This window comes from Pseudoxanthomonas sp. J35, from assembly GCF_000513995.1.
Classification (GTDB): domain Bacteria; phylum Pseudomonadota; class Gammaproteobacteria; order Xanthomonadales; family Xanthomonadaceae; genus Pseudoxanthomonas.
Genome location: NZ_AZVB01000013.1, coordinates 1 through 24,830 on the forward strand (window position 1 = coordinate 1; position 24,830 = coordinate 24,830).

Annotated in this window: 24 protein-coding genes and 1 pseudogene; 9 read left to right on the plus strand and 16 right to left on the minus strand. The window is 70.4% G+C overall.

Annotated features, from left to right (window positions below):
* A pseudogene (locus tag PSEJ35_RS17625) lies at positions 1 to 100 on the plus strand (IS481 family transposase); the annotation flags it as partial.
* Positions 101 to 523: 423 nt separating this feature from the next.
* On the opposite strand, the gene PSEJ35_RS0109720 reads toward PSEJ35_RS17625, so the two are convergent.
* The 9 genes from PSEJ35_RS0109720 to purB all read right to left on the minus strand — a co-directional run bounded on the left by PSEJ35_RS0109720 (position 524) and on the right by purB (position 11,498).
* Positions 524 to 1,117 carry a TIGR00730 family Rossman fold protein gene (locus tag PSEJ35_RS0109720; protein WP_028917613.1) on the minus strand — a complete coding sequence of 198 codons (594 nt, stop codon included), beginning with the start codon at positions 1,115 to 1,117 and terminating at the stop codon, positions 524 to 526.
* A 45-nt stretch (positions 1,118 to 1,162) separates the two neighbouring features.
* Positions 1,163 to 1,336, minus strand: a complete 174-nt coding sequence (locus PSEJ35_RS0109725) for a hypothetical protein (protein ID WP_028917614.1) — start codon at positions 1,334 to 1,336, stop codon at positions 1,163 to 1,165.
* 69 nt (positions 1,337 to 1,405) lie between these two features.
* Positions 1,406 to 2,842: a dihydrolipoyl dehydrogenase gene (gene lpdA / locus PSEJ35_RS0109730; protein WP_028917615.1), complete on the minus strand. Its 1,437-nt coding sequence runs from the start codon at positions 2,840 to 2,842 to the stop codon at positions 1,406 to 1,408.
* 108 nt (positions 2,843 to 2,950) lie between these two features.
* Entirely contained in the window at positions 2,951 to 4,159 is a 1,209-nt protein-coding gene (sucB, locus tag PSEJ35_RS0109735; RefSeq protein ID WP_028917616.1) for a dihydrolipoyllysine-residue succinyltransferase, read from the minus strand.
* Positions 4,160 to 4,207: 48 nt separating this feature from the next.
* Positions 4,208 to 7,039 carry a 2-oxoglutarate dehydrogenase E1 component gene (locus PSEJ35_RS0109740; protein ID WP_028917617.1) on the minus strand — a complete coding sequence of 944 codons (2,832 nt, stop codon included), beginning with the start codon at positions 7,037 to 7,039 and terminating at the stop codon, positions 4,208 to 4,210.
* 216 nt (positions 7,040 to 7,255) lie between these two features.
* Positions 7,256 to 8,158 (minus strand): GNAT family N-acetyltransferase, encoded by a 903-nt coding sequence (locus tag PSEJ35_RS0109745; RefSeq protein ID WP_028917618.1) that lies wholly within the window; start codon positions 8,156 to 8,158, stop codon positions 7,256 to 7,258.
* Positions 8,155 to 9,519 (minus strand): cupin domain-containing protein, encoded by a 1,365-nt coding sequence (locus PSEJ35_RS0109750; protein ID WP_084635502.1) that lies wholly within the window; start codon positions 9,517 to 9,519, stop codon positions 8,155 to 8,157. Before PSEJ35_RS0109750 ends, PSEJ35_RS0109745 begins: the two co-directional genes overlap by 4 nt.
* The gene (locus PSEJ35_RS0109755) at positions 9,516 to 9,914 is read right to left on the minus strand and encodes a VOC family protein (RefSeq protein WP_028917620.1); all 399 of its coding nucleotides are present in this window, start codon (positions 9,912 to 9,914) and stop codon (positions 9,516 to 9,518) included. The genes PSEJ35_RS0109750 and PSEJ35_RS0109755 overlap by 4 nt, the downstream gene beginning before the upstream one ends.
* Before the next feature lie 216 nt (positions 9,915 to 10,130).
* Positions 10,131 to 11,498, minus strand: a complete 1,368-nt coding sequence (gene purB / locus PSEJ35_RS0109760) for an adenylosuccinate lyase (RefSeq protein ID WP_028917621.1) — start codon at positions 11,496 to 11,498, stop codon at positions 10,131 to 10,133.
* A 967-nt stretch (positions 11,499 to 12,465) separates the two neighbouring features.
* On the opposite strand from purB, the gene PSEJ35_RS0109765 reads away from it, so the two are divergent.
* Positions 12,466 to 13,848, plus strand: a complete 1,383-nt coding sequence (locus PSEJ35_RS0109765; RefSeq protein WP_028917622.1) for a class II fumarate hydratase — start codon at positions 12,466 to 12,468, stop codon at positions 13,846 to 13,848.
* Between the two features lie 80 nt (positions 13,849 to 13,928).
* Here PSEJ35_RS0109765 and PSEJ35_RS0109770 read toward each other — a convergent pair whose 3' ends face one another.
* Genes PSEJ35_RS0109770 through PSEJ35_RS15970 form a run of 7 tightly spaced genes read right to left on the minus strand, consistent with a single transcriptional unit; the run spans position 13,929 to position 18,706 of the window.
* Positions 13,929 to 14,633, minus strand: coding sequence for a hypothetical protein (locus PSEJ35_RS0109770; protein WP_028917623.1), 705 nt, complete (start codon positions 14,631 to 14,633; stop codon positions 13,929 to 13,931).
* A gap of 13 nt (positions 14,634 to 14,646) precedes the next feature.
* On the minus strand, positions 14,647 to 15,330 hold the full coding sequence (locus PSEJ35_RS16685; RefSeq protein ID WP_051412632.1) for a hypothetical protein: 684 nt from the start codon (positions 15,328 to 15,330) through the stop codon (positions 14,647 to 14,649).
* Between the two features lie 32 nt (positions 15,331 to 15,362).
* Positions 15,363 to 16,190 (minus strand): hypothetical protein, encoded by an 828-nt coding sequence (locus PSEJ35_RS0109780; protein ID WP_028917624.1) that lies wholly within the window; start codon positions 16,188 to 16,190, stop codon positions 15,363 to 15,365.
* A 26-nt stretch (positions 16,191 to 16,216) separates the two neighbouring features.
* Entirely contained in the window at positions 16,217 to 17,215 is a 999-nt protein-coding gene (locus tag PSEJ35_RS0109785; RefSeq protein WP_028917625.1) for an ABC transporter permease, read from the minus strand.
* Positions 17,212 to 18,093, minus strand: a complete 882-nt coding sequence (locus PSEJ35_RS0109790; protein ID WP_028917626.1) for an ABC transporter ATP-binding protein — start codon at positions 18,091 to 18,093, stop codon at positions 17,212 to 17,214. The genes PSEJ35_RS0109785 and PSEJ35_RS0109790 overlap by 4 nt, the downstream gene beginning before the upstream one ends.
* Complete coding sequence (locus tag PSEJ35_RS0109795) at positions 18,090 to 18,455, minus strand: GntR family transcriptional regulator (protein ID WP_024868762.1); 366 nt, start codon at positions 18,453 to 18,455, stop codon at positions 18,090 to 18,092. The genes PSEJ35_RS0109790 and PSEJ35_RS0109795 overlap by 4 nt, the downstream gene beginning before the upstream one ends.
* Before the next feature lie 2 nt (positions 18,456 to 18,457).
* Complete coding sequence (locus tag PSEJ35_RS15970; protein ID WP_037061339.1) at positions 18,458 to 18,706, minus strand: hypothetical protein; 249 nt, start codon at positions 18,704 to 18,706, stop codon at positions 18,458 to 18,460.
* 123 nt (positions 18,707 to 18,829) lie between these two features.
* On the opposite strand from PSEJ35_RS15970, the gene PSEJ35_RS0109800 reads away from it, so the two are divergent.
* From PSEJ35_RS0109800 to carA, 7 genes are all read left to right on the plus strand, one after another.
* Positions 18,830 to 19,393 carry a glutathione peroxidase gene (locus PSEJ35_RS0109800; RefSeq protein WP_028917627.1) on the plus strand — a complete coding sequence of 188 codons (564 nt, stop codon included), beginning with the start codon at positions 18,830 to 18,832 and terminating at the stop codon, positions 19,391 to 19,393.
* A gap of 104 nt (positions 19,394 to 19,497) precedes the next feature.
* On the plus strand, positions 19,498 to 20,433 hold the full coding sequence (locus tag PSEJ35_RS0109805) for an FKBP-type peptidyl-prolyl cis-trans isomerase (RefSeq protein WP_028917628.1): 936 nt from the start codon (positions 19,498 to 19,500) through the stop codon (positions 20,431 to 20,433).
* 21 nt (positions 20,434 to 20,454) lie between these two features.
* On the plus strand, positions 20,455 to 21,807 hold the full coding sequence (locus tag PSEJ35_RS0109810; RefSeq protein WP_028917629.1) for a UDP-glucose/GDP-mannose dehydrogenase family protein: 1,353 nt from the start codon (positions 20,455 to 20,457) through the stop codon (positions 21,805 to 21,807).
* An 11-nt stretch (positions 21,808 to 21,818) separates the two neighbouring features.
* Positions 21,819 to 22,049 (plus strand): SlyX family protein, encoded by a 231-nt coding sequence (locus PSEJ35_RS0109815; RefSeq protein WP_028917630.1) that lies wholly within the window; start codon positions 21,819 to 21,821, stop codon positions 22,047 to 22,049.
* Between the two features lie 49 nt (positions 22,050 to 22,098).
* Positions 22,099 to 22,701 carry a DUF2058 family protein gene (locus tag PSEJ35_RS0109820; protein WP_028917631.1) on the plus strand — a complete coding sequence of 201 codons (603 nt, stop codon included), beginning with the start codon at positions 22,099 to 22,101 and terminating at the stop codon, positions 22,699 to 22,701.
* A 69-nt stretch (positions 22,702 to 22,770) separates the two neighbouring features.
* Complete coding sequence (gene dapB / locus PSEJ35_RS0109825) at positions 22,771 to 23,496, plus strand: 4-hydroxy-tetrahydrodipicolinate reductase (protein ID WP_028917632.1); 726 nt, start codon at positions 22,771 to 22,773, stop codon at positions 23,494 to 23,496.
* A 176-nt stretch (positions 23,497 to 23,672) separates the two neighbouring features.
* Positions 23,673 to 24,791 (plus strand): glutamine-hydrolyzing carbamoyl-phosphate synthase small subunit, encoded by a 1,119-nt coding sequence (gene carA, locus PSEJ35_RS0109830; RefSeq protein ID WP_028917633.1) that lies wholly within the window; start codon positions 23,673 to 23,675, stop codon positions 24,789 to 24,791.
* Positions 24,792 to 24,830 lie beyond the last annotated feature (39 nt).

Genomic DNA, 24,830 nt, shown 5'->3' on the forward strand with positions numbered 1-24,830 from the left:
CCACTACAACTGCCACCGCCCGCATAGCGCCCTCGGCGGCCGGCCGCCCATCAGCCGACTGCCGCTCGGGCAAAACAACCTATTGAAGCTCCACACCTAGCGGCCGGCTTCGGACGGGGCCTCGGTAGCCGGGGCGCGCGGTGTGCGGTCGCCGTCCGCGCCGGGAACGCGCTTGTTGCCTCTCCTTCGGGAGAGCGGCGGGGGAGGGCGTCGGGTGCCGACCAGCGGCGCCGTCTGCGGCGGCGACGGGTTGCTGGTGCCCTGCATTCGCCCCTGGGCGCGCCATGTTCCGTAGAGCGGGGCTTGCCCCGCTGCCTTTCATGCGTCGCGGGGCATCATGCGTGTGAGTCGGGCAAGCCCGACTCTACGGGGCGCGTCGCCACGCCGGCCAAGCCGCCGCCGGGGCGGCGTTTACTTCATGACGCTGCGGCGCTTCTCGTCGATCCGCGCCGGGAAAGCGCCAGGGCGCTGGCGACATCTGGCGCGTCGCCACGCGCCAGCCAATCCGCCGCCGGGGCGGCGTTTACTTCATGACGCTGCGGCGCTTCTCGTCGATCCACTTGCTCGCCTGCGCCGGCTCATAGTTGCGCATCCACTCCAGCATCTGGCCGATGTCGCTGCCGTACCACAGGTCGGCGCGCTGGTCCGGGTGCAGGAAGCGCTCCTCGACCATGCGGTCGATCATGCCGATCAGCGGGGCGTAGAAGCCTTCGATGTCGAGGAAGGCGCAGGGCTTGTTGCCGATGCCGAGCTGGCGCCAGGTCAGCATCTCGAAGATCTCCTCCATGGTGCCGAAGCCGCCGGGCAGGGCGACGAAGGCGTCGGAGAGCTCGAACATGCGCATCTTGCGCTCGTGCATCGAGCCGACGATCTCCAGCTCGGTCAGGCCGCGGTGGGCGACTTCCCAGTCGGCCAGCTGGCGGGGGATGACGCCGGTGACCTGGCCGCCGGCGTCGAGCACGGCGTTGGCGACGGTGCCCATCAGGCCGACGTTGCCGCCGCCATAGACCAGGCGCAGGCCTTCCCTGGCGAGGCGGTCGCCCAGGGCGATGGCGCGCTCGGCATAGGCCGGCTTGCTGCCGGCGTTGGAACCGCAATAGACGCAGACGGATTTCATGGAGGAGAACTTTGCAACGGGGGAACGGGAACGGAGGGTGGCGCGTCAGTCCTGGCGGTGGCCGCGGCGCATCCATACCAGCGCCGCCAGCACGAGGAAAGCCACGCCCACGCCGCTGAAGGCCGGCCTGCCGCTGCTGAGCGCGCCGGCGATGAACAGCGCGCCCGCGGCCGCATACAGCGCGGCGGTGGTGGCGGGTGGCAGGCCTTTGGACGACATGCTTGGCTCCGGTTCTTGAAACGACGAAGGCTCCGCCGGGGCGGAGCCTTCGTGCGCGGCCGACCGGGATCAGTTGGCCTTGTGGATGGCGCGCTTGTCCACCGCCATGGCCGCGTCGTGCACGGCCTCCGACAGGGACGGGTGGGCGTGGCAGATGCGCGCCAGGTCCTCGGCCGAGCCGCTGAACTCCATGGTCAGCACGCCCTCGTGGACCAGCTCGGACACGTTCGGGCCGATCAGGTGCATGCCCAGCACGCGGTCGGTCTCGGCATGGGCGATGACCTTGACGAAGCCCACGGCCTCGGCCATGGCCACGGCGCGGCCGACGGCGGCGAACGGGAAGGTGCCGGCCTTGTACGGCACGCCCTCGGCCTTGAGCTGCTGCTCGGTCTTGCCGACCCAGGCGATCTCCGGGCCGGTGTAGATCACGTAGGGGATGGTGTCGAAGTTGACGTGGCCCGGCAGGCCGGCGATCAGCTCGGCCACGGCGATGCCTTCCTCGAAGCCCTTGTGCGCCAGCATCGGGCCGCGCACGCAGTCGCCGATCGCCCAGACGCCGTCGACGCCGGTGTGGCAGTGCTCGTCGACCACGATCTGGCCGCGCTCGTTGACCTGCACGCCGGTGCCCTCGGCCAGCAGGCCCCTGGTCGCGGCGCGGCGGCCCACGGCCACCAGCAGCTTGTCCACGACCAGGGTCTGCTCGCCCTTGTCGTCGGCGAAGGTGATGGAAACTTCCTTCTTCTTGCCCTTGCCGGTGACCTCGGCCCTGGAGACCTTGGCGCCCAGCTTGATGTCCAGGCCCTGCTTCTTGAACTCGCGGGCGGCCAGCTTGGAGACCTCGGCGTCGGCGGCCGGCAGGAACTCCGGCATCGCCTCGAGGATGGTCACCTCGGCGCCCAGACGCTTCCACACGCTGCCCAGCTCCAGGCCGATCACGCCGGCGCCGATCACGGCCAGGCGCTTGGGCACATCGGTGAAGTCCAGCGCGCCGACGTTGTCGACGATGTACTCGCCGTCGAACCTGGCGAACGGCAGTTCGATCGAGTCCGAACCGGCGGCGATGATGACGTTGGTGCCCTTGAGCTCGACTTCCGAGCCGTCGTGCTGCTTCACCTTGACCACGTTGCCCGGCTGCAGCTGGCCGAAGCCGTAGTAGGTGGCGACCTTGTTGGCCTTGAACAGCATGGCGATGCCGCCGGTGAACTGCTTAACGATGCCGTCCTTGCGCTCGATCATCTTCGCGACGTCGATCGCCGCATCCTTGAAGCTGATGCCGTGCTGGTCGAACTTGTGCAGCATGTTCTCGTACTGGTGGGACGAGTCCAGCAGCGCCTTGGACGGGATGCAGCCCACGCGCAGGCAGGTGCCGCCCAGGGCCGGCTTGCCGTCCTTGCCCAGCGCGGCGTCGATGCAGGCGGTCTTCAGGCCCAGCTGCGCGGCGCGGATCGCGGCGTGGTAGCCGGCCGGGCCGGCACCGATGACGACGACGTCGAATTGTTCGCTCATTTCATTCGCTCAGTGATTCGGGATTGGTGATCCGTGATTCGAAAAGCGGGAGGCAGGCGCGCACGCGCCTGCCAATCCCGAATCCCGAACCCCGACTCGCGGCCGTTCTTACAGCCCGAACAGGATGCGGTTCGGGTTCTCGAGCTGGTTCTTGATGTCGACCAGGAACAGCACCGCGTCCTTGCCGTCGATGATGCGGTGGTCGTAGGACAGGGCGATGTACATCATCGGCGCGATCACGACCTGGCCGTTCTCGGCGACCGGGCGCTCCTTGATCGCGTGCATGCCCAGGATCGCGCTCTGCGGCGGGTTGACGATCGGGGTCGACATCAGCGAGCCGAAGGTGCCGCCGTTGGTGATGGTGAAGGTGCCGCCCTGCAGGTCGTCCAGGCCCAGCTTGCCGTCGCGCGCCTTCTTGGCGTAGTCGGCGATGCCCTTCTCGATGTCGGCGAAGCCCATGCGCTCGACGTTGCGCAGGACCGGGGTCACCAGGCCCTTGTCGGTGGACACGGCGATCGAGATGTCCGAGTAGCCGTGGTAGATGATGTCGTCGCCGTCGACCGAGGCGTTGATGATCGGGTGGCGCTGCAGGGCGTTGGCCGCGGCCTTCACGAAGAAGCTCATGAAGCCCAGCTTGGTGCCGTGGGTCTTCTGGAAGTCGTCCTGCAGTTCCTTGCGCGCCGCGGTCACCTTGGCCAGGTTGACCTCGTTGAACGAGGTCAGCATGGCGATGGAGTCCTTCGACTGCATCAGGCGCTCGGCGATGCGCTTGCGGATGCGGGTCATCGGCACGCGCTCTTCCGGACGCGCGCCGGCGGCCTTGCCGGCGCCGCCGCTGCGGGCGTAGTTGACGATGTCCTCCTTGGTCACCGCGCCGCGGCGGCCGCTGCCCTCGACCTGCGACGGGTCCACGCCCTCGCGGATCGCGGTGGCGCGGGCGCCCGGGGGCAGGTCGGTGCCGGCGGCCGGAGCCGGGGCCGCGGCGGCCTTGGCCGGAGCCGGGGCGGCGGCGGCAGGAGCCGGGGCGGCTTCGGCCTTCGCCGGTTCGGCGGCGGCCGGGGCCGGGGCGGCGGCGACCGCGCCTTCCTCGATGATCGCCAGGACCTGCTGGCTGGTCACGGTATCGCCTTCGGCGAACTTGATCTCCTTCAGCACGCCGTCGACCGGCGACGGGACCTCGAGCACGACCTTGTCGGTCTCCAGGTCCACCAGGTTCTCGTCGCGCTTGACCGCGTCACCGGCCTTCTTGTGCCAGCTGGCGATGGTCGCGTCGGAGACGGATTCGGGAAGGACCGGAACTTTGACTTCGGTGGCCATGGGGCGTCCTTGTTTCTTGAATTCTTGGGGCGAAGAGGGTGGTGGCGTTTACTCGCCGATCTGGTTGCCGGGCGGGTTCACCAGCGCGTCGGCGACCAGCTGCTGCTGTTCCTTGACGTGGGCGGCGAAGTGGCCGACCGCCGGCGAGGGCGAGCGGCTGCGGCCGGCGTAGTGCAGGTTCTGGCCTTCGGCCAGGCAGGCCTGCAGGTGGTGCTTGATCTGGTACCAGGCGCCCTGGTTCTGCGGCTCTTCCTGGCACCACACGACTTCGGCGGCCTTGGCGTACTTCTTCAGCTCGGCGGTCAGCAGCTCGCGCGGGAACGGATACAGCTGCTCGATGCGGATGATGGCGACGTCGTCCTGGCCGCGCTTCTGCTGGTCCTCGATCAGGTCGTAGTAGACCTTGCCCGAGCACAGCACCACGCGCTTGACCTTCCTGGCGTCGGCAGACGCGTCCGGGATCAGGTGCTGGAACTCGCCGTCGGCCAGCTCGTCCAGGGTGGAGACGGCCAGCTTGTGGCGCAGCAGCGACTTGGGCGACATCACCACCAGCGGCTTGCGCGTGCTCATCTTCATCTGCCGGCGCAGCATGTGGAAGCACTGGGCCGGCGTGGTCGGCACGCAGACCAGCATGTTCTCCAGGGCGCACAGCTGCAGGAAGCGCTCCAGGCGCGCGGAGCTGTGTTCCGGGCCCTGTCCCTCGTAGCCGTGCGGCAGCAGCAGGGTCAGGCCCGAGATGCGACCCCACTTGGCCTCGCCCGCGGCGATGAACTGGTCGATGACCACCTGGGCGCCGTTGGCGAAGTCGCCGAACTGGGCTTCCCAGATGTCCAGGGTATTGGGGTCGGTGGTGGAGAAGCCGTACTCGAAGGCCATCACCGCCTCCTCGCTGAGCAGCGAGTCGATCACGGTGGCCTGCTCGGGCACCTCGACCAGCTGGCGCAGCGGCAGGTAGTAGCTGTCGGTCTTCTGGTCGTGGAGGATGGCGTGGCGGTGGAAGAAGGTTCCGCGGCCGGCGTCCTGGCCGACCAGGCGCAGGCCATGGCCCTCGGACAGCAGGGTGGCGTAGGCCAGGTTCTCGGCGAAGCCCCAGTCGCCCGGGATCTCGCCGGCGGTCATCTTCAGCCGGTCCTCGTAGATCTTGGCCACGCGCGGATGCAGGGTCACCCCTTGCGGGATGGTGTTGATGATCTTGGCCAGCTGCACCAGCTTGGCCTTCTTGACCCGGGTGTCGACCGCGTCGGAGAGCTTGCCGGACAGGTACTTGGACCAGTCGATGGTCAGCTCGTAGTCCTCCGGCTTGGAGGCGGCCAGTTCGGTGGTGACCTCGCCGGCGTCGAGCTTGGCGCGGTAGCCGTCGACCAGGGCCTTGGCTTCCTCGGCGCCGACCACGCCTTCCTTCTCCAGCTTGGCCGCGTAGATCTCGCGGGTGGTCGGGTGCTTGCGGATGGTCTGGTACATCAGCGGCTGCGTGGCCGCCGGCTCGTCGGCCTCGTTGTGGCCGTGGCGGCGGTAGCAGACCAGGTCGATGACCACGTCCTTCTTGAACTTCTGGCGGAACTCGTAGGCCAGCTTGGCCACGAACACCACCGCCTCCGGATCGTCGGCGTTCACGTGGAAGACCGGGGCGCCGACCATCTTGGCCACGTCAGTGCAGTACAGGGTGGAGCGCGCGTCTTCCTTGTGGCTTGTGGTGAAGCCGACCTGGTTGTTGACCACCACGTGGAAGGTGCCGCCGACGGCGAAGCCGCGCGCCTGCGACATCTGGAACAGCTCCATCACCACGCCCTGGCCGGCGAAGGCCGCGTCGCCGTGGATCAGCACGGGCAGCACCTGCTTGCGCTCGGCGTCGCCGCGGCGCTCCTGGCGCGAGCGCACCGAGCCGGCGACCACCGGATCGACGATCTCCAGGTGCGAGGGGTTGAAGGCCAGGGCCAGGTGCACCGGGTCGCCGGGGGTAGCGATGTCCGCGGAGAAGCCCATGTGGTACTTCACGTCGCCGGCGTGGGCGCGGACGTCGTGCTCGAACTTGCCCTCGAACTCGTCGAACAGCTTGCGCGGGTTCTTGCCCAGGGTGTTGACCAGCACGTTGAGGCGGCCGCGGTGGGCCATGCCGATCACGATGTCCTTGACCTTGTCCACGCCCGCCTGGCGGATCGCCGTGTCCAGCAGCGGGATCAGCGAGTCGCCGCCTTCGAGGGAGAAGCGCTTCTGGCCGACGTACTTGGTGTGCAGGTACCGCTCCAGCCCCTCGGCGGCGGTCAGCCGCTCCAGCACCCGCTTGCGGGTCTCGGTGCTGAGGTTGTAGTCGCCGCCGGCGGCCTCCAGGCGCTGGTACAGCCACTGGCGCTGCTCGACCTCCGGGATGTGCATGAACTCGGCGCCGATGGAGCCGGTGTAGGTCGCCTTGAGGCGCGCGTACAGGTCGCGCAGCTTCATCCGCGGCTGGCCGGCCAGGCCGCCGGTGCTGAACTCGCTGTCCAGGTCGCGCTCGGACAGGTTGTGGAACTCCAGGCCCAGGTCCGGCGGGTTCATCGGCGGGGTCAGGCCCAGCGGATCGAGCCTGGCGCCGAGGTGGCCGCGCGAACGGTAGGCGGTGATCAGGCGGCCGACGTTGCGCTCGCGCTCGTCGCCGGCACCGGTCGCGGCGGTGGCGCAGCCGTTGTTGGCGGCGTGGCGCGCGGCCTCGGCGACGTGGGCGATGACCGCCGAATGCGGGACATCCCCCGCTTCACGGCCCTTGAAGGCGTCGAAGTAGGTCTTCCATTTCGGATCGACACTGTCGGGAGAGACGAGGTACTGCTCGTAGAGGTCCTCGATATAGGCGGCATTGCTGCCGAGCTGCGAAGACTGCGCAAACTGCTTGAGTAGGTTGTCCACGATGGTGTCGCGTCTGGATGGGGGGTGGGCCCAGGGCCCGGGCCCGTCGAGCGGGCGGAAAGCCGCAAAAGTATAACCCCCATTCACGCTCGCAGGACCTAGCCGAAGGGCGAAGCAGGCCCTTGCCCGACCCCCGCGTTTGGGGGTGGGTCACACTTTGCCGCGACGCGCTGTCGCAGGCCTGTCATCGCCCGGCGGGGCGCCGGAGCCGCGCGGTCAGGTCAGGGTGCGGTATTCGACGCAGGGCCGCGAGCGTTCCCACACCGCGGCGAATTCCAGGCGCAGGCGCCGCGCGGTGGCCGCGTCCTCGACGCCGCCTTCACCCTCGAAGCGGTGCCCCAGCGGGCGGAACAGCGCGCCGCCGGTGTCGTTGAATGCATACGCCGACGGATAGCTGGTATCCACCGGGTCGCGCGGCTGGCGGAACGCGAACACGCTGGGCAGGCGCTGGGCCAGGCGCAGCAGCAGCGCGCTGTTGCGCTGCGGCGTGCCCGGATCCTGCAGCAGGACCTGCACCTGGCACGGGCCGGGATGCACGGCGAACGCGCGCAGCGCCGCCACCACGTCCGGCCGGTCGAGCAGGCCCGGGTCCAGGGCGCGGCTGTAGATCCCGACCAGGCGCCGGGCCGAGTGGGCCAGGCCGAGCAGGACCGCGGCGGCGCTTTCGACGTCGTCGACCGGGCTGGCCCCGGGCAGGCGCCGGACCATGTGGCGGTGGAGGATGCCGGCCTCGGTGAAGACCGGGCCGGCCGGGACGAAGCCGCCGCGGGCGTAGAACGCCAGGGCATGGACCTGGGCGTGCAGGCTGACTTCAGGCCACTGCCGGCGCCGGGCCTCCTCGACCAGCGCGGCCAGCAGCGCCTCGCCGATGCCCTGGCCGCGCGCCTCCTCCAGCACCGCCATGCGCCCGATCCGGCGTTCCGGGGTCAGGCGGCCGGTGCCCAGCAGGCGCCCGGAGGCGTCGGTGGCCACCACGTGGTGGCTGAGCGGGTCCAGCGCGTCGCGTTCCAGCTCCGCCGGCACGCCCTGGCCGCGCACGAAGACCTCCTCGCGCAGCGCGTGCAGGCGCGCGTGGTCGCGCGCGTAGTCGGCGGCGGCGATGGTCCAGGCGCGGCTCACTGGTCCTCGCCGCCTTCGTCCCGATCGTCGCCCAGCAGCGCGTAGAAGCCGGCCTGGTGCAGCTCGAACACCGCGTCGCGGCCGGCGGCCGACAGCGATTCCCAGGCGGCGCCGTCGAGCACCGGCGAATCGGCCAGCAGGCGCGCGTCGGCGACCGGCAGGTGCAGGGTGCGGCCGCTGCAGAACAGGCTGGCGTGGCGTGCGCCGTGGTTGCGGCGCCAGGCCATGCGCGCCCAGGGATGGCGTTCCAGCGCGCCGCCGTGGGCCAGGTCCCACTCCAGCTCGATGCGAGGGCGCTCGTCGCCGCGCGGCACCACGTCGCCAGCGGCGCGGTAGGTGGTGATGAAGCGGCCGAACCAGTCGCCGAGGCGGTCCGGGTCGTTCATGCGGATGGCGTTGAGCGCGTCGACCACGCGGTTCATCGCCGCGGTGTCGATCTCGTGCGGATCGGCCGGCACGGCCAGGTCCTCGTCGTGGTAGCGGATCGCCTCGTCGGCGTCCTGCAGCACCTCGTCCAGCCAGTCCCCGATCAGCTCGGCCGAGGACGGCGCACGCATGCCCACCGAGAAGGTCAGGCACGGGTCCTCGGCCACGCCGTGGTGGGGCACCAGCGGGGGCAGGTAAAGCATGTCGCCCGGGGCCAGCACCCAGTCGTGGGTCGGGTCGAACTTCTTCAGCAGCTTGATCGCCACGTCCTCCTGGAAGGCCAGGTCCGGGGCGGGGCGGCCCATCGCCACGCTGGCGTCGATCATCCAGCGGCGGTGGCCGTAGGCCTGCAGCAGGAACACGTCGTAGTGGTCCACGTGCGCGCCGACCGAACCGCCGGTGGCGGCGAAGCTGACCATGATGTCGTCGATGCGCCAGCGCGGCAGGAAGCGGAACTGCTCCAGCAGCGCGGCCACGTCCGGGTCCCAGCGGTCCACGTCCTGGACCAGCAGGGTCCAGTCGTGGTCGGGCATGCCGGGGAAGTCCTCTTCCTGGAACGGGCCGTGGCGCACGTCCCAGCGGCCGCTGGCGCGATCCAGGCTGATCAGGCGGGCCAGCGAGCCTTCCTCGCAGGCCAGGCCGGCCAGGTCCTCGGGCATCAGCGGGGTCTGGAAGCCGGGGAAGGCGTTGCGCACCAGCAGCGGGCGCTTGTGCCAGTAGTCGCGCAGGAAGGCTTCCGGCGGCATGCCCAGCGGCTGGTTGGCGCTGGCGTCGACCTCGAAGGGCAGGGCGCGCGGCGCGGGCTTGCGTGCCGGCCTGGCCGGCTTGACCTGCCTGGCGACCGCGGCCCTGGTGGCCTTGGCCAGCTTCGCGGCCTTGCCCGCCTTGGTGGTCTTCGTGGTCCTGGCAGCTTGGGTGGGGCGCTTGGGGGTCATGTGGCGATCTCGTCGTAGCCGTGGCCGAGGAACTGGAGCAGGCACCAGCCGTGCCCGAACGGGTCGGCCAGCTGCACGATGCGGCCCCAGGCGGCCTCGCGCACGTCGCCTTCGGCGCGGGCGCCGGCGGCGAGGGCGCGGGCCAGGGCCGCGTCCAGGTCATCGACCACGACATCCAGGTGGAGCGGGGTCCAGTGGCGGTGGTAGTCGCGCCGCGCCTCGCCGGCGGCGGTGGAGCCGGCCGGCTTGCGCAGCAGGTAGAGCGGGACCTGCGCGCCGAGCATCTCCACCGCACCGTCGCCGAAGCGGCGCGCCGCGGACAGGCCGAAGGCGTCGCGGTAGAAGGCTTCGGCGCGGGACAGGTCGTCGACGTCGCTGTTGATCAGCAGGTGCATGTCGCGTCGACTTCCGGTGCTCGGCGGGCGGCGGCCGCGTGCATCGATGCCGGGGCCTGGCCGGCACGGACGCTGCGGGAGGCCGGGCCGGTGATGGCGGCCGGCCAGCCGCCGCGGCCCGCGGCGAGCGGGCGGTGCGGCGGGGGCAGGATATCGCGGGGCACGGGGATCGCCTTGCGCAAGGTCAAGCCGGGGCCGTTCCCGTCACCCGGGGCCTCAGATCGCCCGGGCCAGGCGCTCGGCCAGGCCGGTGTAGCCGGCCGGGGTCAGCGCGGCCAGGCGGGCGCGGGCCTCCTCCGGCAGGTCCAGCGAGGCGATGAAGGCGCGCATGGACTCGGCGGTGATGCCCTGGCCACGGGTCAGGGCCTTGAGCTGCTCGTACGGGTTGGGCAGGCCGTGGCGGCGCATCACCGTCTGCACGGCCTCGGCCAGCACTTCCCAGGCCGCGTCCAGGTCGGCGTCCAGGCGCTCCGGGTTGACCATCAGTTTGCCCAGGCCCTTGGCCAGCGAATCCAGGCCGACCTGGGTGTGGCCGAAGGCGGTGCCCAGGGCGCGCAGCACGGTGGAGTCGGTGAGGTCGCGCTGCCAGCGGCTGATCGGCAGCTTGGCTGAGAAGTGCTCGAACAGGGCGTTGGCGATGCCGAAGTTGCCCTCGGCGTTCTCGAAGTCGATCGGGTTGACCTTGTGCGGCATGGTCGAGGAGCCGATCTCGCCTTCCTTGAGCTTCTGCCTGAAGTAGCCCAGCGAGATGTAGCCCCAGATGTCGCGGGCCAGGTCGACCAGCACGGTGTTGGCGCGGCGCACCGCGTCGCCCAGCTCGGCGACATTGTCGTGCGGCTCGATCTGGGTGGTGTAGGGGTTGAACGGCAGGCCCAGCGATTCGACGAAGCGCTGCGCGAACGCCGGCCAGTCCACGTCCGGGTAGCTGATCGTGTGGGCGTTGTAGTTGCCCACCGCGCCGTTGATCTTGCCGGTCAGCTCGACCGCGGCGATCTGCCGGCGCTGGCGCTCCAGGCGGGCGACGACGTTGGCGATCTCCTTGCCCAGGGTGGTGGGCGAGGCGGTCTGGCCGTGGGTGCGCGACAGCATCGGCTGGGCGGCCTGCTCGTGGGCCAGGGCGCGCAGGGTGGCGGTGACGCCGTCCAGCGCCGGGAGGAGCACCTCGTCGCGGGCCTGGCGCAGCATCAGCGCGTAGGACAGGTTGTTGATGTCCTCGCTGGTGCAGGCGAAGTGCACGAACTCCAGCGCCGGGCCGAGCTCGGCGTCGTCGCGCAGCTGCTCCTTGATGAAGTACTCGACCGCCTTGACGTCGTGGTTGGTGGTGCGCTCGATCTCCTTGACCCGGGCGGCGTTGGCCACCGGGAAGTCGTCGGCGAGGGCGCGCAGGCGGGCCTGGGCGGCGGCGGAGAACGGCGCCAGTTCGGCGATGCCCGGCTCGGCGGCCAGCGCCAGCAGCCACTCGATCTCGACCTTCACGCGGGCGCGGATCAGTCCGTATTCGGAGAAGATCGGGCGCAGCGCGTCGACCTTGGAGGCGTAACGGCCGTCGAGCGGGGACAGGGCAAGCAGGGCGGAGTCCGACATGGCGCAGGCTGGCGGGGGAACGGAGCCGCATAGTTTAAGCCGTGGGGGCGTGGCGTGCCGGGGAGGGGGGCGGCGACGCCCTTCCAGTCCGGATCTGCTGCGTTCTGGCGGAACGCTGGCACAGTCGGTAGGCACGTCTCGGCCATCGGTGCGCGTCTGTCGCATCCATGGCTCGTGGGGCTTCCCATGGCAGTGGCGCGGGCTTCGGACGGGGCCGCCGCCCCAAGGGGGTATGGCGCATCGCGCGGTTCCGCCGTCCGTGTCTCCAACGCGCGAGCGCAGGCCATCCATGGCCTGCTTGTGCCAAACCCCCTTGGGACGACGTCCTCGGGGTGCGTTGAGGCCGGGGGCTTCTATGGCGGCGCGAAAGAGCGCGTCATCCCAATGGCCGCGGCGCCCGTTGATATGCCAGCCGCCCGGTAGAGTCGGGCTTGCCCGACTCCCACGCCCGATGTCCCAGCGCCGGCGAGAAGCAGCGGGGCGAGCCCCGCTCTACAACAGACGCGTCCAGCCCGCTCAGAGGGGGGAGCAAGAACGAAGCCACGACCCGAACGCACCCGAAGACGCGGTAGCGCGGGGGTATCCCGCAAGCAGGCCATGGATGGCCTGCGTTCGCGCGTTGGAGACACGGACGGCGGAACCGCGCGATGCGGGATACCCCCGCGCTGCCGCGGCTCCGTCCGGAGCCGGCCAACGGAAGGACACTCTTCCACCTGGCGGACCGCGGTGGTGCGGGAGGTGGCTGGCGCGTGGCGACGCGCCAGCCGTCGCCAGCGCCGCGAGCGGAACCAACCGTGCCACCGCGCGAAACAGCGCCTTGCACCCGTAGCGGTATGCTCGCGGCGATTCCTCCACGCCGGAGACGGCCATGAGTCCATCCCCCGCACGATCCCGCGCCAAGGCGCCTTCCAGCCGGCCCCGCGCCGTTGCCGCGAACAGCCAGCGCACCCGTACCGAGCACGACAGCATGGGCGAGCTGCAGGTCCCCGCCGACGCCCTGTGGGGCGCGCAGACCCAGCGCGCCGTGCAGAACTTCCCGGTGTCCGGCCGGCCGATGCCGCGCGGCTTCATCCGCGCCCTGGGCCTGGTCAAGGCCGCCGCCGCCGAGGTCAACGCCGGGCTGGGCCTGCTGCCGAAGAACGTCGCCGGCGCCGTGCGCGCCGCCGCGCTGGAGGTGGCCGAGGGCCTGCACGATGCCCACTTCCCGGTGGACATCTACCAGACCGGTTCGGGCACATCGTCGAACATGAATGCCAACGAGGTGATCGCCGCGCTGGCCAACGCCTCGGGCAAGGCCGGCAAGGGCCGCGTGCATCCGAACGACCACGTCAACCTCGGCCAGAGCTCCAACGACGTCGTCCCCACCGCGATCCGCGTGTCCGCGCAGCTGGCGGTAGTCGAGGACCTGCTGCCGGCGCTCAGGCACCTGCGCCGCACCATCAAACAGCGCGCCCGTGGCCTGCGCCGGGTGGTCAAGACCGGCCGCACCCACTTGATGGACGCGATGCCGCTGACCTTCGAACAGGAGTTCGGGGCGTGGGCCTCGCAACTGAAGTCGGCCGAAGGGCGCATCGAGGACAGCCTCAAGCGCCTGCGCCGGCTGCCGCTGGGCGGCACCGCGATCGGCAGCGGGATCAACGCCGACCCGCGCTTCGGCGCGCGCGCGGCGAAGGTGCTTTCCGCGCTGGCCGGCACGAGGTTCGAAAGCGCCGAGGACAAGTTCGAGGGCCTGGCCGCGCAGGACGACGCGGTGGAGCTGTCCGGCCAGCTCAACGCGCTGGCGGTGGCGCTGATCAAGATCGCCAACGACCTGCGCTGGATGAATTCCGGCCCGCTGGCCGGCCTGGGCGAGATCGAACTGCCCGCGCTGCAGCCGGGCAGCTCGATCATGCCGGGCAAGGTCAACCCGGTGATCCCGGAAGCGACGGTGATGGCCGCCGCGCAGGTGATCGGCCACCACACCGCGATCACCGTCGCCGGGCAGACCGGCAACTTCCAGCTCAACGTCACCCTGCCGCTGATCGCGGCCAACCTGCTCGACTCGATCCAGCTGCTTTCGAACGTGTCGCGCCTGCTGGCCGATTCGGCCATCGCCGGGCTGAAGGTGCGTCCGGAACGCGTGCGCCAGGCGCTGGACCGCAACCCGATCCTGGTCACCGCGCTCAACCCGGTGATCGGCTACGAGAAGGCCGCGGCGATCGCCAAGCAGGCCTACAAGGAAGGGCGGCCGGTGCTGGAGGTGGCGATGGAGGTCACCGGGCTGCCGGCGGCGACCCTGCGCCCGCTGCTGGATCCGGCGGTGCTGGCCCGCGGCGGCATCCACGGCAAGCCGGGCGGTGGCGGCGGCTGAGCGCCGCTGCAAACGCACGGCGCCGGCATGTGCCGGCGCCGCGTGGATCGGATCGGCGTCGACTCCCGTCGACGTGCCGGTTATTCCGCGGACAGCTTCGCCGCCGCCGCATCCGCCTCGGCCGCCGCGTCCATCTGCCCCGGTTCGTCCGTCGACTTGCCCGGGTCGACCGCGTCGAAGTCGAGGTCCACGTCGTACTTGCCGTCCTTGCCGCAGTCCTCGATGTCGCCCTGTTCCAGCGTCGCGTACGGCTTGAAGGCGGGCAGGGCGGCGGCCAGTGCTTCCTGCGAGGCCAGCAGGTCCGGCAGGTGCTTGCAGATGCGGGTGGCGTCGGCCTTGATGCGCTCGCCGCGGGCCTTCATCTCGCGCTTGAACTCCTCGCTGCTGCCGTCCAGCAGGCTCTTGAGCGCGCCGGCGGCGGCCTCGATGCCGAGGTCGGCGCCACGCATGCCCACCTCGATGCCGGCCCGCGCCACCTTGATCATGTCCTCGCGGTAGGCCAGCAGCAGCCTGCGCTGCGCCTCGTCCACCGCGACCGCCCTGCCGCCGATCAGCAGGTCGCCCTGCGGGGTGATCTCGGCACGTGTCAGGCCGCTGTTCTTGCCGATCTGGATGTTCTCCCGGTCCAGCTTCTCGCTGGCTTCGGCCATGGCCTGCTGGATCTTGCGGCCCAGCGCGGTATTGGCCGGCGGAGTCGATCCCTTGCCGGCGGCGGGCTCGTCGCGTCCGCTGCACGCGGCCAGCGGCAGCAGTGCGAGCAGGGCGAGGGCGTGGAAGCTGCGCATGTGTTTTTTCCCCTTAGTTCGAAGCGAATTCGCGGCGGACCTCTTCCTCGCATTCCTCGGCGTCGTCGGCCTCGAGGGGGGCGTAGGGTCGGAACTCCGGCAGGCTGGCGGCCAGCTTCTGCTGGGCCTCCATCAGCCCGGGCAGGCTGCGGCAGATCTGCCGTACCCCCGGCTCGATGCTGGCCTTGATGGTCTTCTCCAGGCGGCGTTCCAGGCTGCCGGTCATGGCCGCGAACATCAGGCTGAACAGCCCGCGGTCGACTTCGGCCAGGGCCAGGTGCGCGCTGCGCTCGCCGATGTCGATGCCGGCCAGGGCGATGTCGATGACCTGGGCGCGGTAGGCCAGCAGCTCGCGGCGCTGGCGCTCGTCGATCGCCACCGCCTTGCCGTCGATGAGGAAGTCGCCGGTCGGGGTGATCTCGGCCTTCGGCAGCGAAGCTTCGCCCTTGCCCTTGCCCTTGCCCTTGTGCTTCGGCCCCTTGCCGAAGTTCAGGCTGTCGCCCAGCGAAAGGTTGCCGGTCTTCAGTTCGGTGCGGGCGGCCGCCATCTCGGCGGCGACCTCGCGGCGGGCCCCGGCAAGCTCGCGGCTGATCTCGCCCTGGATGCCGTCGTCGAGGTTGGCGGCCTGCGCGCCCAGCGGGAGCAGGGCGGCCAGCAGCAGCGGCAGCAGCGTGGTGCGGATGCGCTTGGTGTCCATGGTGGTCTTGGTTGCCAGGAAGGAAGTAGTGGTCAGTCGCGACGGGGTACGTCGACGGTGCCGCGCACCTCGCGGTGGTTGACGCCGCCACTGCCGATCGAGCCGACCGACAGGCTGGCCGCGCCGCGCACCGAGGCGTCGCCGGAGCCGATGGAATCGATGCGCACGGCGCCGGCCACGTCCTGCAGCCCGGCGTCGCCGGAGCCGATCGAGCCGATCCGCACGTCGCCGCGCGCGCCTGCCAGGGTGAAGTCGCCGGAGCCGATGCTGCCGACCTCGACGTTCCCGCCGATGTTGCGGGCGTCCACGTCGCCGGAGCCGACCGAAAGCACCTTCAGCGAAGCGGCGCCGTCGACCTCGATCTCGCCGGCCCCGACCTTGGCGGTCACCGGGCCGCGGATGCGGACCAGCTTGGCCTCGCCGGAGCCGACGTCGGCGCTGGCCGTCGCGGCGCCCTCCAGCGAGGCTTCGCCGGAGCCGACCACCAGCTGCACCAGCACGTTGTCGGGCACGGTGCCGTCCAGGTCCAGCGAAGCGTGGTTGTTGCCGAACAGGCTGGACATCCCGGCCTTCGATTCGCGCCGCAGGCGCACCACCAGGGTGTCGCCCTTGCGTTCCTGGGTCAGGGTCAGGTCGGGCAGCCACTCCGGCTTGCCGGCGCAGGCCCGGCCGCGGAAGGCGTGGCTGCCGCCGGCAGTGGCGCGCAGGTCGACCTCGAACTGGTTGGTCTCGACGCGGATCGTCCTGATCCCGGCCAGGTCCAGCACCAGCTCCCGCGGCGAGGAGTGGGGGCAATTGAAGTCGTCGGCCATGGCCACGACGGGAACCAGGAGGAGCAGGCCGAACAGGGGGATGCGCATGGGTCTTCTCCGGTGGAGGCCTGGAATCAGGCCTCGTCGCGCCAGCGGCGCAGGCGGATGGCGGCGGCGATCAGGGCTACGCCGACCAGGGCACCGATCCAGATGTCGAAGGTGGCAAAGATGTGCCAGCTGCGGGTCAGGTCGATGGCGCTGGCCAGGTCGTCCGGGCTGTGGATCGCCGTCGAGTCGTCGACGATGCCGTGGACCAGCGGGTACCAGGTGCCCGGGACCGCGCTGAGCAGGCCGCGGTAGACCACCGTGTACCAGACCTGGTCGTGGGCGATGTCCACGCCGGGCAGGATGGTCATCATGCTGATCACCACGCAGACCAGCACCGGCACCAGCACCGCCCACAGGAACGGCTTGGAGCGGGCCCAGGCCGAGCAGAACATCAGCCAGCCGATGGTCGGCAGCGCCCAGACCATGTACACGGGCAGCGAAGCCAGTACCCCCCAGACGATCCGCACCGGGTGCGACTGGGTAAACACGCCGTGCGCGGCCGGCACGCCGTTGACGGTGATGGTCAGCGCCGAAATCACCCACAGCGCCAGGCCGATCAGCACGCCCACGCCGATGGCGAACAGCGGGGCCAGGACCAGCGCCCACACGGCCTTGGACAGCACCATCTGCGAGTCGGAGACCGGCAGCGACTTCCAGAACAGCACGCTGCGGTCGCGGCGGTCGTCGTACAGCGAGCCGAGGGCGTAGAAGAACACCACGAAGGCCAGCACCACGCAGGCCAGCAGGACGCCGCCGAGCAGCATGCCGTCGCCCATCGCGCCCAGGGCCTGGGCGACGCGGGTGGCATCGGTGTCGTCGTCGAAGACGAAACCACTGCTGCCCATGTTGCGGCGGGCGGCGATGCTGCCGATCACGGCCAGGATCAGGTTCAGGCCGACGATGATGCCGCCGGCGATCAGCGGCGCCCAGAAGAAGCCGCCGCGGTTCTCCCAGTATTCGCGCCGGAGCAGCCACTTGAACTTGGCGGTGCCGTGCGGGACGGCGGAAGCGGTGGGGGTATTCATGCGTAGGTCCCCTTCATGGTGGCGACGAACAGGTCGGCGAGGCCGGGGTTGCGGGTTTCGCCCAGGGCGGCCAGCTGCGCGCGCGGCGCGCCGTCGAACAGCAGCACGGTCTTGCCGAAGGGCAGGGCGCGCTCGTCGATCGGCTGGAGGGCGCGGGCGGCCTCGAGGCCGTCGGCGCCGACCAGCACCTCGGTGTAGCGCTCGGCGACCTCGTCCATCGGCGAGGACAGCACGATCCGGCCGTCGCGGATGAACAGCACGTCGGTGAGGATGTGCTCGATCTCCTCGACCTGGTGGGTGGTGACCAGGATGGTCTTGTCCTCGTCGAAGTAGTCCTCCAGCAGGCGCTGGTAGAACTGCTTGCGGTAGAGGATGTCCAGGCCCAGGGTCGGCTCGTCCAGGACCAGCAGGCGGGCGTCGATCGCCATCACCAGCGCCAGGTGCAGCTGCACGATCATGCCCTTGGACATCTCCCGCACCCGCAGCTTCGGGTTGAGCTGGGTATTGGCCAGGAAGCGCTCGCACTTGGCGCGGTCGAAGCGCGGGTGGACGCCGGCGACGAAGTCGATCGCCTCGCGCACCCGCATCCAGCGCGGCAGCACGGCCACGTCGGCGATGAAGCAGACCTCGTTCATCAGCTCGTCGCGCTGGGTGCGCGGGTCCTTGCCCAGCACCCGCAGCTCGCCCTCGAACGGGGTCAGGCCGAGGATCGCCTTCAGCGCGGTGGTCTTGCCGGCGCCGTTGGGGCCGATCAGGCCGACGATGCGGCCGGCGGCGATCTCGAAGTCGGCGCCGGCCACGGCGACCTTGTTCCTGTAGGCCTTGCGCAGGCCGCGTGCGGAGACGACGGCGCCGCCGGCGCTGTGGGTCGTGTTCATGAGTGGTTCCCCGTGGAAGCGAGCAGTTCTTCTACCGACAGGCCCAGGCGCTGGATGCGCTCGACCACCGCCGGCCATTCCTCCTTGAGGAAGCGGTCGCGCTCGCTGGTGCGCAGCTGGCGGGACGCTTCCTCGGTGACGAACATCCCCAGGCCGCGGCGCTTCTCGACCAGGCCTTCGTCGGCCAGTTCCTGGTAGGCGCGGGACACCGTGATGGGATTGAGCTGGTATTCGGCGGCGACCTGCCGCACGGAGGGCAGGGCTTCGCCCGGCTTCAGGATTCCGTCGAGCATCATGGCGATCACGCGGTCCTTCAGTTGGCGGTAGATCGGAGCGCCGTCGCTCCACTGGATGTCACTCATGGTCAACCCCGTGAGCGCAGCGACTGCGCAAAGGAGAAATAGGGCATGGCCGACGAGGCGCGGGCCTTGGCGCCGGATCGTTCCTCGACCGCTCCAAGGTCCGTGGCGCCGCATTCCGCGACGGCCCCGGCAAGTCCATAATCACCACGGCGTCCAGCGTGGTCGGGCAGCCACCGGGTCGCGCCCAGGACCGCCACGGCCAGGCCCAGGGCCATCAACCATGTGCGGTAGTTCGACAGGGTGCTTTTCATTGCGGTGTCCTGCGTTGGGTGACTGGTGTTGTATTCAACTATAACACCTAAACACGGGGTGTCAACACCGGCCGCACCCAACCGGTGGCCTATGCCGTTCTCCCATTCCCCCAGGAGGCACAGATGTCGGTCAAGTCCTTGATTGCAATGGTTATCATGGTGACTTCCGGGGTCCCGGCGGCGGCCGCGGCACCGTCCCTGCTGGACGTGGAGTACCGCCCGCTGGCCGGGAAAACCCCGGTCAACCTGAACCAGCAGCAGGGCGGCAAGGTCCTGCTGATCGTGAACACCGCCAGCAAATGCGGCTTCACCCCGCAGTACGAGGGCCTGGAAGCGCTGCAGCAGCGCTACGCGGCGCGCGGTTTCGCGGTGCTCGGCTTCCCGTCCAACGACTTCCGCGGCCAGGAGCCCGGTAGCGAGGAGGAGATCCAGGAGTTCTGCACGCTCACCTACGGGGTGAAGTTCCCGATGTACGAGAAGGTGCAGGTGACCGGCAAGGACGCCACGCCGCTGTACCAGCGCCTGCGCGCGGCGACCGGCGTCGAGCCGGGCTGGAATTTCCACAAGTACCTGGTTTCGCGCGACGGACGCGTGGTCGGCAACTGGCCGAGCAAGGTCAAGCCCGACGATCCGGAACTGGTGGCCGCGATCGAGCGCGAACTGCAGGCGTCAGCGCCGTCGCGCTGAATCCGTCTTCCCGCACGCGGTACCACGCAGGCCGGCGCATGCGACAATGAGCGCCGCGCCGGCCCCTGCCGGCGAACGATCCAACCCTCCAGGGAACAACCTTAATGAACAACCGCATGCGCGGCGCTCTGGCGTCGCTGGTTATGGGAGCAGGCATGATGGCAGGTGCGGCCGTGGCACAGGACAAGGCCGCGCTGGCCACCGACAAGGACAAGGTCAGCTACGCGATCGGCCTCGATGTGGCCCGCTCGTTCGACGCGATCGGCCAGGACATCGACTTCGCCGCGATGCAGAAGGCGATCGACCACGTATTCGCCGGCGGCGAACCGACCCAGTCCGAGCAGGACGCGCAGGCCACCGACGGTGCGCTGCGCATGGCCGTGGCCGCGCGCAACGGCCAGAACATCCCCGGCCTGCCGCCGGGCGCGCAGCCGCCGGCGCCGTCGAAGGAGCAGGTCGGCCTGCTGCTGGGCGAGCGCATCGTCGGCCCGTCGCTGGCGCCGATGAAGGACCAGATCGACACCGCGGTGCTGATGCAGGCCGTGCGCACCAGCCTCGGCAAGACCGGCACCCCGCTGATGAACGAGCAGGAGGCGATGGCCACCCTGCAGGCCTTCATGGCCAGCAAGCAGCAGGCCGCGGCGGAGAAGAACCGCAGCGAAGGCGCCGCCTTCCTGGCCAGGAACAAGCAACAGAAGGGCGTGCTGACCACCCCGTCGGGCCTGCAGTACATGGTCCTGCGCGAGGGCAGCGGCCCGCGTCCGCTGCCGAGCGACACCGTGACCGTGAACTACGAGGGCAAGCTGCTCGACGGCACCGTGTTCGACAGCTCCTACGCGCGCGGCGAGCCGGCGCAGTTCCCGCTCAACCGCGTGATCGCCGGCTGGACCGAAGGCGTGGCGCTGATGCCGGTGGGCGCGAAGTACCGCTTCTGGATCCCGTCCGACCTGGCCTACGGCGCCAACGGCGCCCCGGGCGGCGTCATCGGTCCGGACGCGACCCTGACCTTCGACGTGGAGCTGCTGGGCATCGCCCAGTAAGCCGGTAATTACGGCAGCGGCATGCGCGTCGCGATCTTCGGCACCGGTTACGTCGGTCTGGTCACCGGCACCTGCCTGGCCGAGGTCGGCCACGAGGTCGTGTGCGTGGACGTCGACGCGGCGCGGGTGCAGGGCCTGCAGGGCGGCAACGTCCCGATCTACGAGCCCGGCCTGGCGCCGATGGTCAAGGCCAACCATGCCGCCGGCCGCCTGCGTTTCACCACCGACGCGGCCGCCGCGGTCGCCCACGGCGAGATCATCGTGATCGCCGTGGGCACGCCGCCGGACGAGGATGGTGCGGCCGACCTCAGCCACGTGCTCGAGGTGGCGCACACCATCGGCCGGCACCTCGAGCTGCCGGTGGTGGTGGTGGACAAGTCGACCGTGCCGGTGGGCACGGCCGACCGGGTGCGCGAAACGATCGCCGCGGAGCTGCAGGCGCGCGGCGTGGACGTGCCCTTCGACGTGGTCTCCAACCCGGAGTTCCTGAAGGAGGGCGACGCCGTCGCCGACTGCATGCGTCCGGACCGGATCGTGGTCGGCGCCGACAGCCCGGCCGCGGTGGCGCGCATGCGCCGCCTGTACGCGCCGTTCAACCGCAACCACGACCGCTTCGTGGTGATGGACGTGCGTTCGGCCGAGCTGACCAAGTACGCGGCCAACGCCATGCTGGCGACCAAGATCAGTTTCATGAACGAGATCGCCAACATCGCCGAGCGGGTCGGCGCGGACGTCGAGGCGGTGCGCAAGGGCATCGGTTCCGATCCCCGCATCGGCTGGCACTTCATCTATCCCGGCGCCGGGTATGGGGGCTCGTGCTTCCCCAAGGACGTGCAGGCGCTGTCGCGCACCGCGCGCCAGCACGGCTACCAGGCGCAGCTGCTGGAAGCGGTGGAAGCGGTGAACCAGCGGCAGAAGGCGCACGTGTTCGAACTGGTCCAGCACCATTACGACCGGGGCGAGGACGAAGGCGTGCGCGGCAAGGTGTTCGCGGTGTGGGGGCTGGCGTTCAAGCCCAACACCGACGACATGCGCGAGGCGCCGAGCCGGCGCCTGCTGGAACAGTTGTGGGAGGGCGGGGCGACGGTGCGCGCCTACGACCCGGAAGCGATGACGGCGGCGCGGCGCCTGTATGGCGGTCGCGACCGCCTGGTCCTGTGCGAGTCCGCGCAGGCGGCAGTTGAAGGAGCGGATGCGCTGGTGGTGATGACCGAATGGAAGGAATTCCGCAGCCCGGATTTCGCGCGGCTGCAGGCGGCCCTGGGCGACGCGGTGGTGTTCGACGGGCGCAACCTCTACGACCCCGAAGAGGTCGAGGCCGCGGGCCTGGCCTATTACGGCATCGGCCGCGGCCGATCGGTGCGCGTGCCATGAGCCCGGCGCCGATGGAACCGGCGGGCGCGGACGACGCCCTGGAGAAGCGCCTGGTCGAGCTGGAAACGCGCCTGGCCTTCCAGGAGCACGCCATCGCCGAGCTGAGCGAGGAGCTCGCCCAGGCGCGGCTGGAACGGGCGCGCAGCGAGGAGCTGCTGCAGGCCGTGCTCGCCGACCTGCGCGGCCTGCGCGGCGCGCTGTACGCCGACCCGGCCAGCGAACCGCCACCGCCGCACTATTGATGCACTCCGCCCGGCCGCGCCGGGCGTCCCCCGGCAATACACGAACGACATGACCGATACCCTCCGCGACCAGCTGCTCAGTCTCGGCTTCAAGGCCGCTCCCGCCCCCGAACGCAAGCCGGGCAAGCCCGGGCAGGGCAAGGGTGGCCCGCGTGGCGGCGCCCACGGCAAGGGCAGGACGCCGCACAAGGGCGGCCAGGCGCAGGGCAGGCCCGCGCGCACGCAGGAGGAGATCGACCTGGGCAAGGCCTGGGCGCTGCGCGCGCAGAAGGAGAAGCAGGAACGCATCGAGGCCGAGCAGCGCAAGCAGGAAGAGGCGCGCCAGCGTCGCGAGGCACGCGCGAAGCTCGAGGCGCTGCTGCAGGGCAAGGCGCTCAACGCCGAGGAGGCGGACATCGCTCGCCACTTCGAGTACGGCGGCAAGATCAAGCGCGTCTACGTCACCGCCGACCAGCTCAAGGCGCTCAACGCCGGCGAGCTGGGCGTGGTCCAGCTCAACGGCCGCTACCTGCTGGTGGAGGCGGCGGTGCTGGAAGAGGCGGGGACCATCTTCCCGCAGGCGGTGGCGCTGAAGGTCGATCCCAACGCCACGGCCGAGGAAGATCCGTACGCCGATCCGCGCTACCAGGTGCCCGACGACCTGGTCTGGTAAGGCCCCCGGCGCGCCGCGACGGCCGCGGGCTTGCCCGCGGGTCCCGCCGGCGGCTAGCCTGCCGGTCCTATGAACACGCCCCTGCGGGTCCTCATCCATGGCGCCTCCGGCCGCATGGGCCAGGCGCTGCTGCGCCTGGCCGGCGACGCTCCGCAAACCTGGCAGGTGGTCGCCGCGGTCACCGGGCGCGCGCCCACGCAGCGGGTGGTCGACGGCGTGCCGTTCTTCGCCGCCGCCGAACTGGGCGGGGTGCCGGCGTTCGACGTGGCGATCGACTTCAGCCTGCCGGAGGGCGTGGCCCCGCTGCTGCAGCTGTGCGTGGCGCGGCGTGCCGCCCTGGTGTCCGGCACCACCGGCCTGGCCCCGGCCCAGCGCGAGGCGCTCGCGGCGGCTGCGGCCTCGATCCCGCTGCTGTGGGCGTCGAACTTCAGCGTCGGCGTGGCGGTGCTGGACGAGCTGGTCGAGCGCGCCGCCCGCGCCCTGCCGGACTGGGACTGCGACATCGTCGAGTCCCACCACGTGCACAAGAAGGATGCGCCTTCCGGTACCGCCCTGACCCTGGGCGAATCGGCCGCCCGCGGTGGCGCCACCCCGCGCTACGCCAGCCTGCGCGCCGGCGACATCGTCGGCGAGCACCTGGTCCAGCTGGCAGGACAGGGCGAACGCATCGAACTGGTCCACCGGGCCAGCAACCGCGACATCTTCGCCCGCGGCGCGCTGCAGGCCGCCAGCCGCCTCCATGGCCGCCCCGCGGGCCTGTACAGCATGCGAGGGCTGCTGTTCGGAGACAGCTGAACAGGGGGCGCGGAGGCCTTGTCGCCGTTCCCTTTTGCGGCCTTCGCCGGTACAATTCCCGCTCGCCTGTTACCCCACGCCCGGACCGGAAGAAACGCCAGTCCGCGGTTTTTTGCAGCCCGGCATCCAGAAACTGCCGGCGGCGACAGGGCTCCCCCACACCTAGGGCGAACGACGTGACCCAACCCGCAATCCTCGTCCTCGAAGACGGCACCGTGTTCGAGGGCGAATCCGTAGGCGCCAGCGGCCTGTCGGTCGGCGAAGTGGTGTTCAACACCGCCATGACCGGCTACCAGGAGATCGTGACCGATCCCTCCTATGCCCGACAGCTGGTCACCCTGACCTATCCCCACATCGGCAACACCGGCTGCACCGACCAGGACGACGAGGCCCGCCAGGTCTGGTCGGCCGGCCTGATCGTGCGCGACGTGCCGCGCCGCCCGAGCAACTGGCGCAGCCAGGCTTCGCTGCAGGACTGGCTGGTCCACCGCGGCGTGGTCGCCATCGCCGGCATCGACACCCGCAAGCTGACCCGCATCCTGCGCGAGCGCGGCGCCCAGAACGGCGCGCTGATGGCCGGCCGGATCGACGTCGAGCAGGCGCTGGAAGCGGCGCGCAAGTTCCCCGGCCTGAAGGGCATGGACCTGGCCAAGGTGGTCAGCACCACCGAGGCCTATGCGTGGAGCGAGGGCCAGCTGGACCTGGACCGCAACGCCTTCGTCAGCGCCGACAGGAAGTTCAAGGTCGTCGCCTACGACTTCGGCGTGAAGACCAACATCCTGCGCATGCTCGCCGAGCGTGGCTGCGACGTGACCGTGGTCCCGGCGCAGACCCCGGCCGCCGAGGTGCTGGCGATGCAGCCGCACGGCGTGTTCATGTCCAACGGCCCGGGCGACCCTGAGCCGTGCGACTACGCGATCGCCGCGACCCGCGAGTTCGTGGCGAAGAAGGTGCCGCTGTTCGGCATCTGCCTGGGCCACCAGCTGCTGGCGCTGGCCGCCGGTGCGCGGACGGTGAAGATGGGCCATGGCCACCACGGCGCCAACCACCCGGTGATCGACCTGGACAGCGGCCGGGTGATGATCACCTCGCAGAACCACGGCTTCGCGGTCGACGAGACCACGCTGCCGGCCAACGTGCGGGTCACCCACCGCTCGCTGTTCGACGGCACCAACCAGGGCATCGAGCTGACCGACGCGCCGGCGTTCTCGTTCCAGGGCCACCCGGAGGCCTCGCCGGGTCCGCACGACGCGGCCCCGCTGTTCGACCGTTTCGTGGCTTCGATGGTGGCCTGAGCGCCGCCTGGCCGACAGGATGGATGCAACCACCAAGGG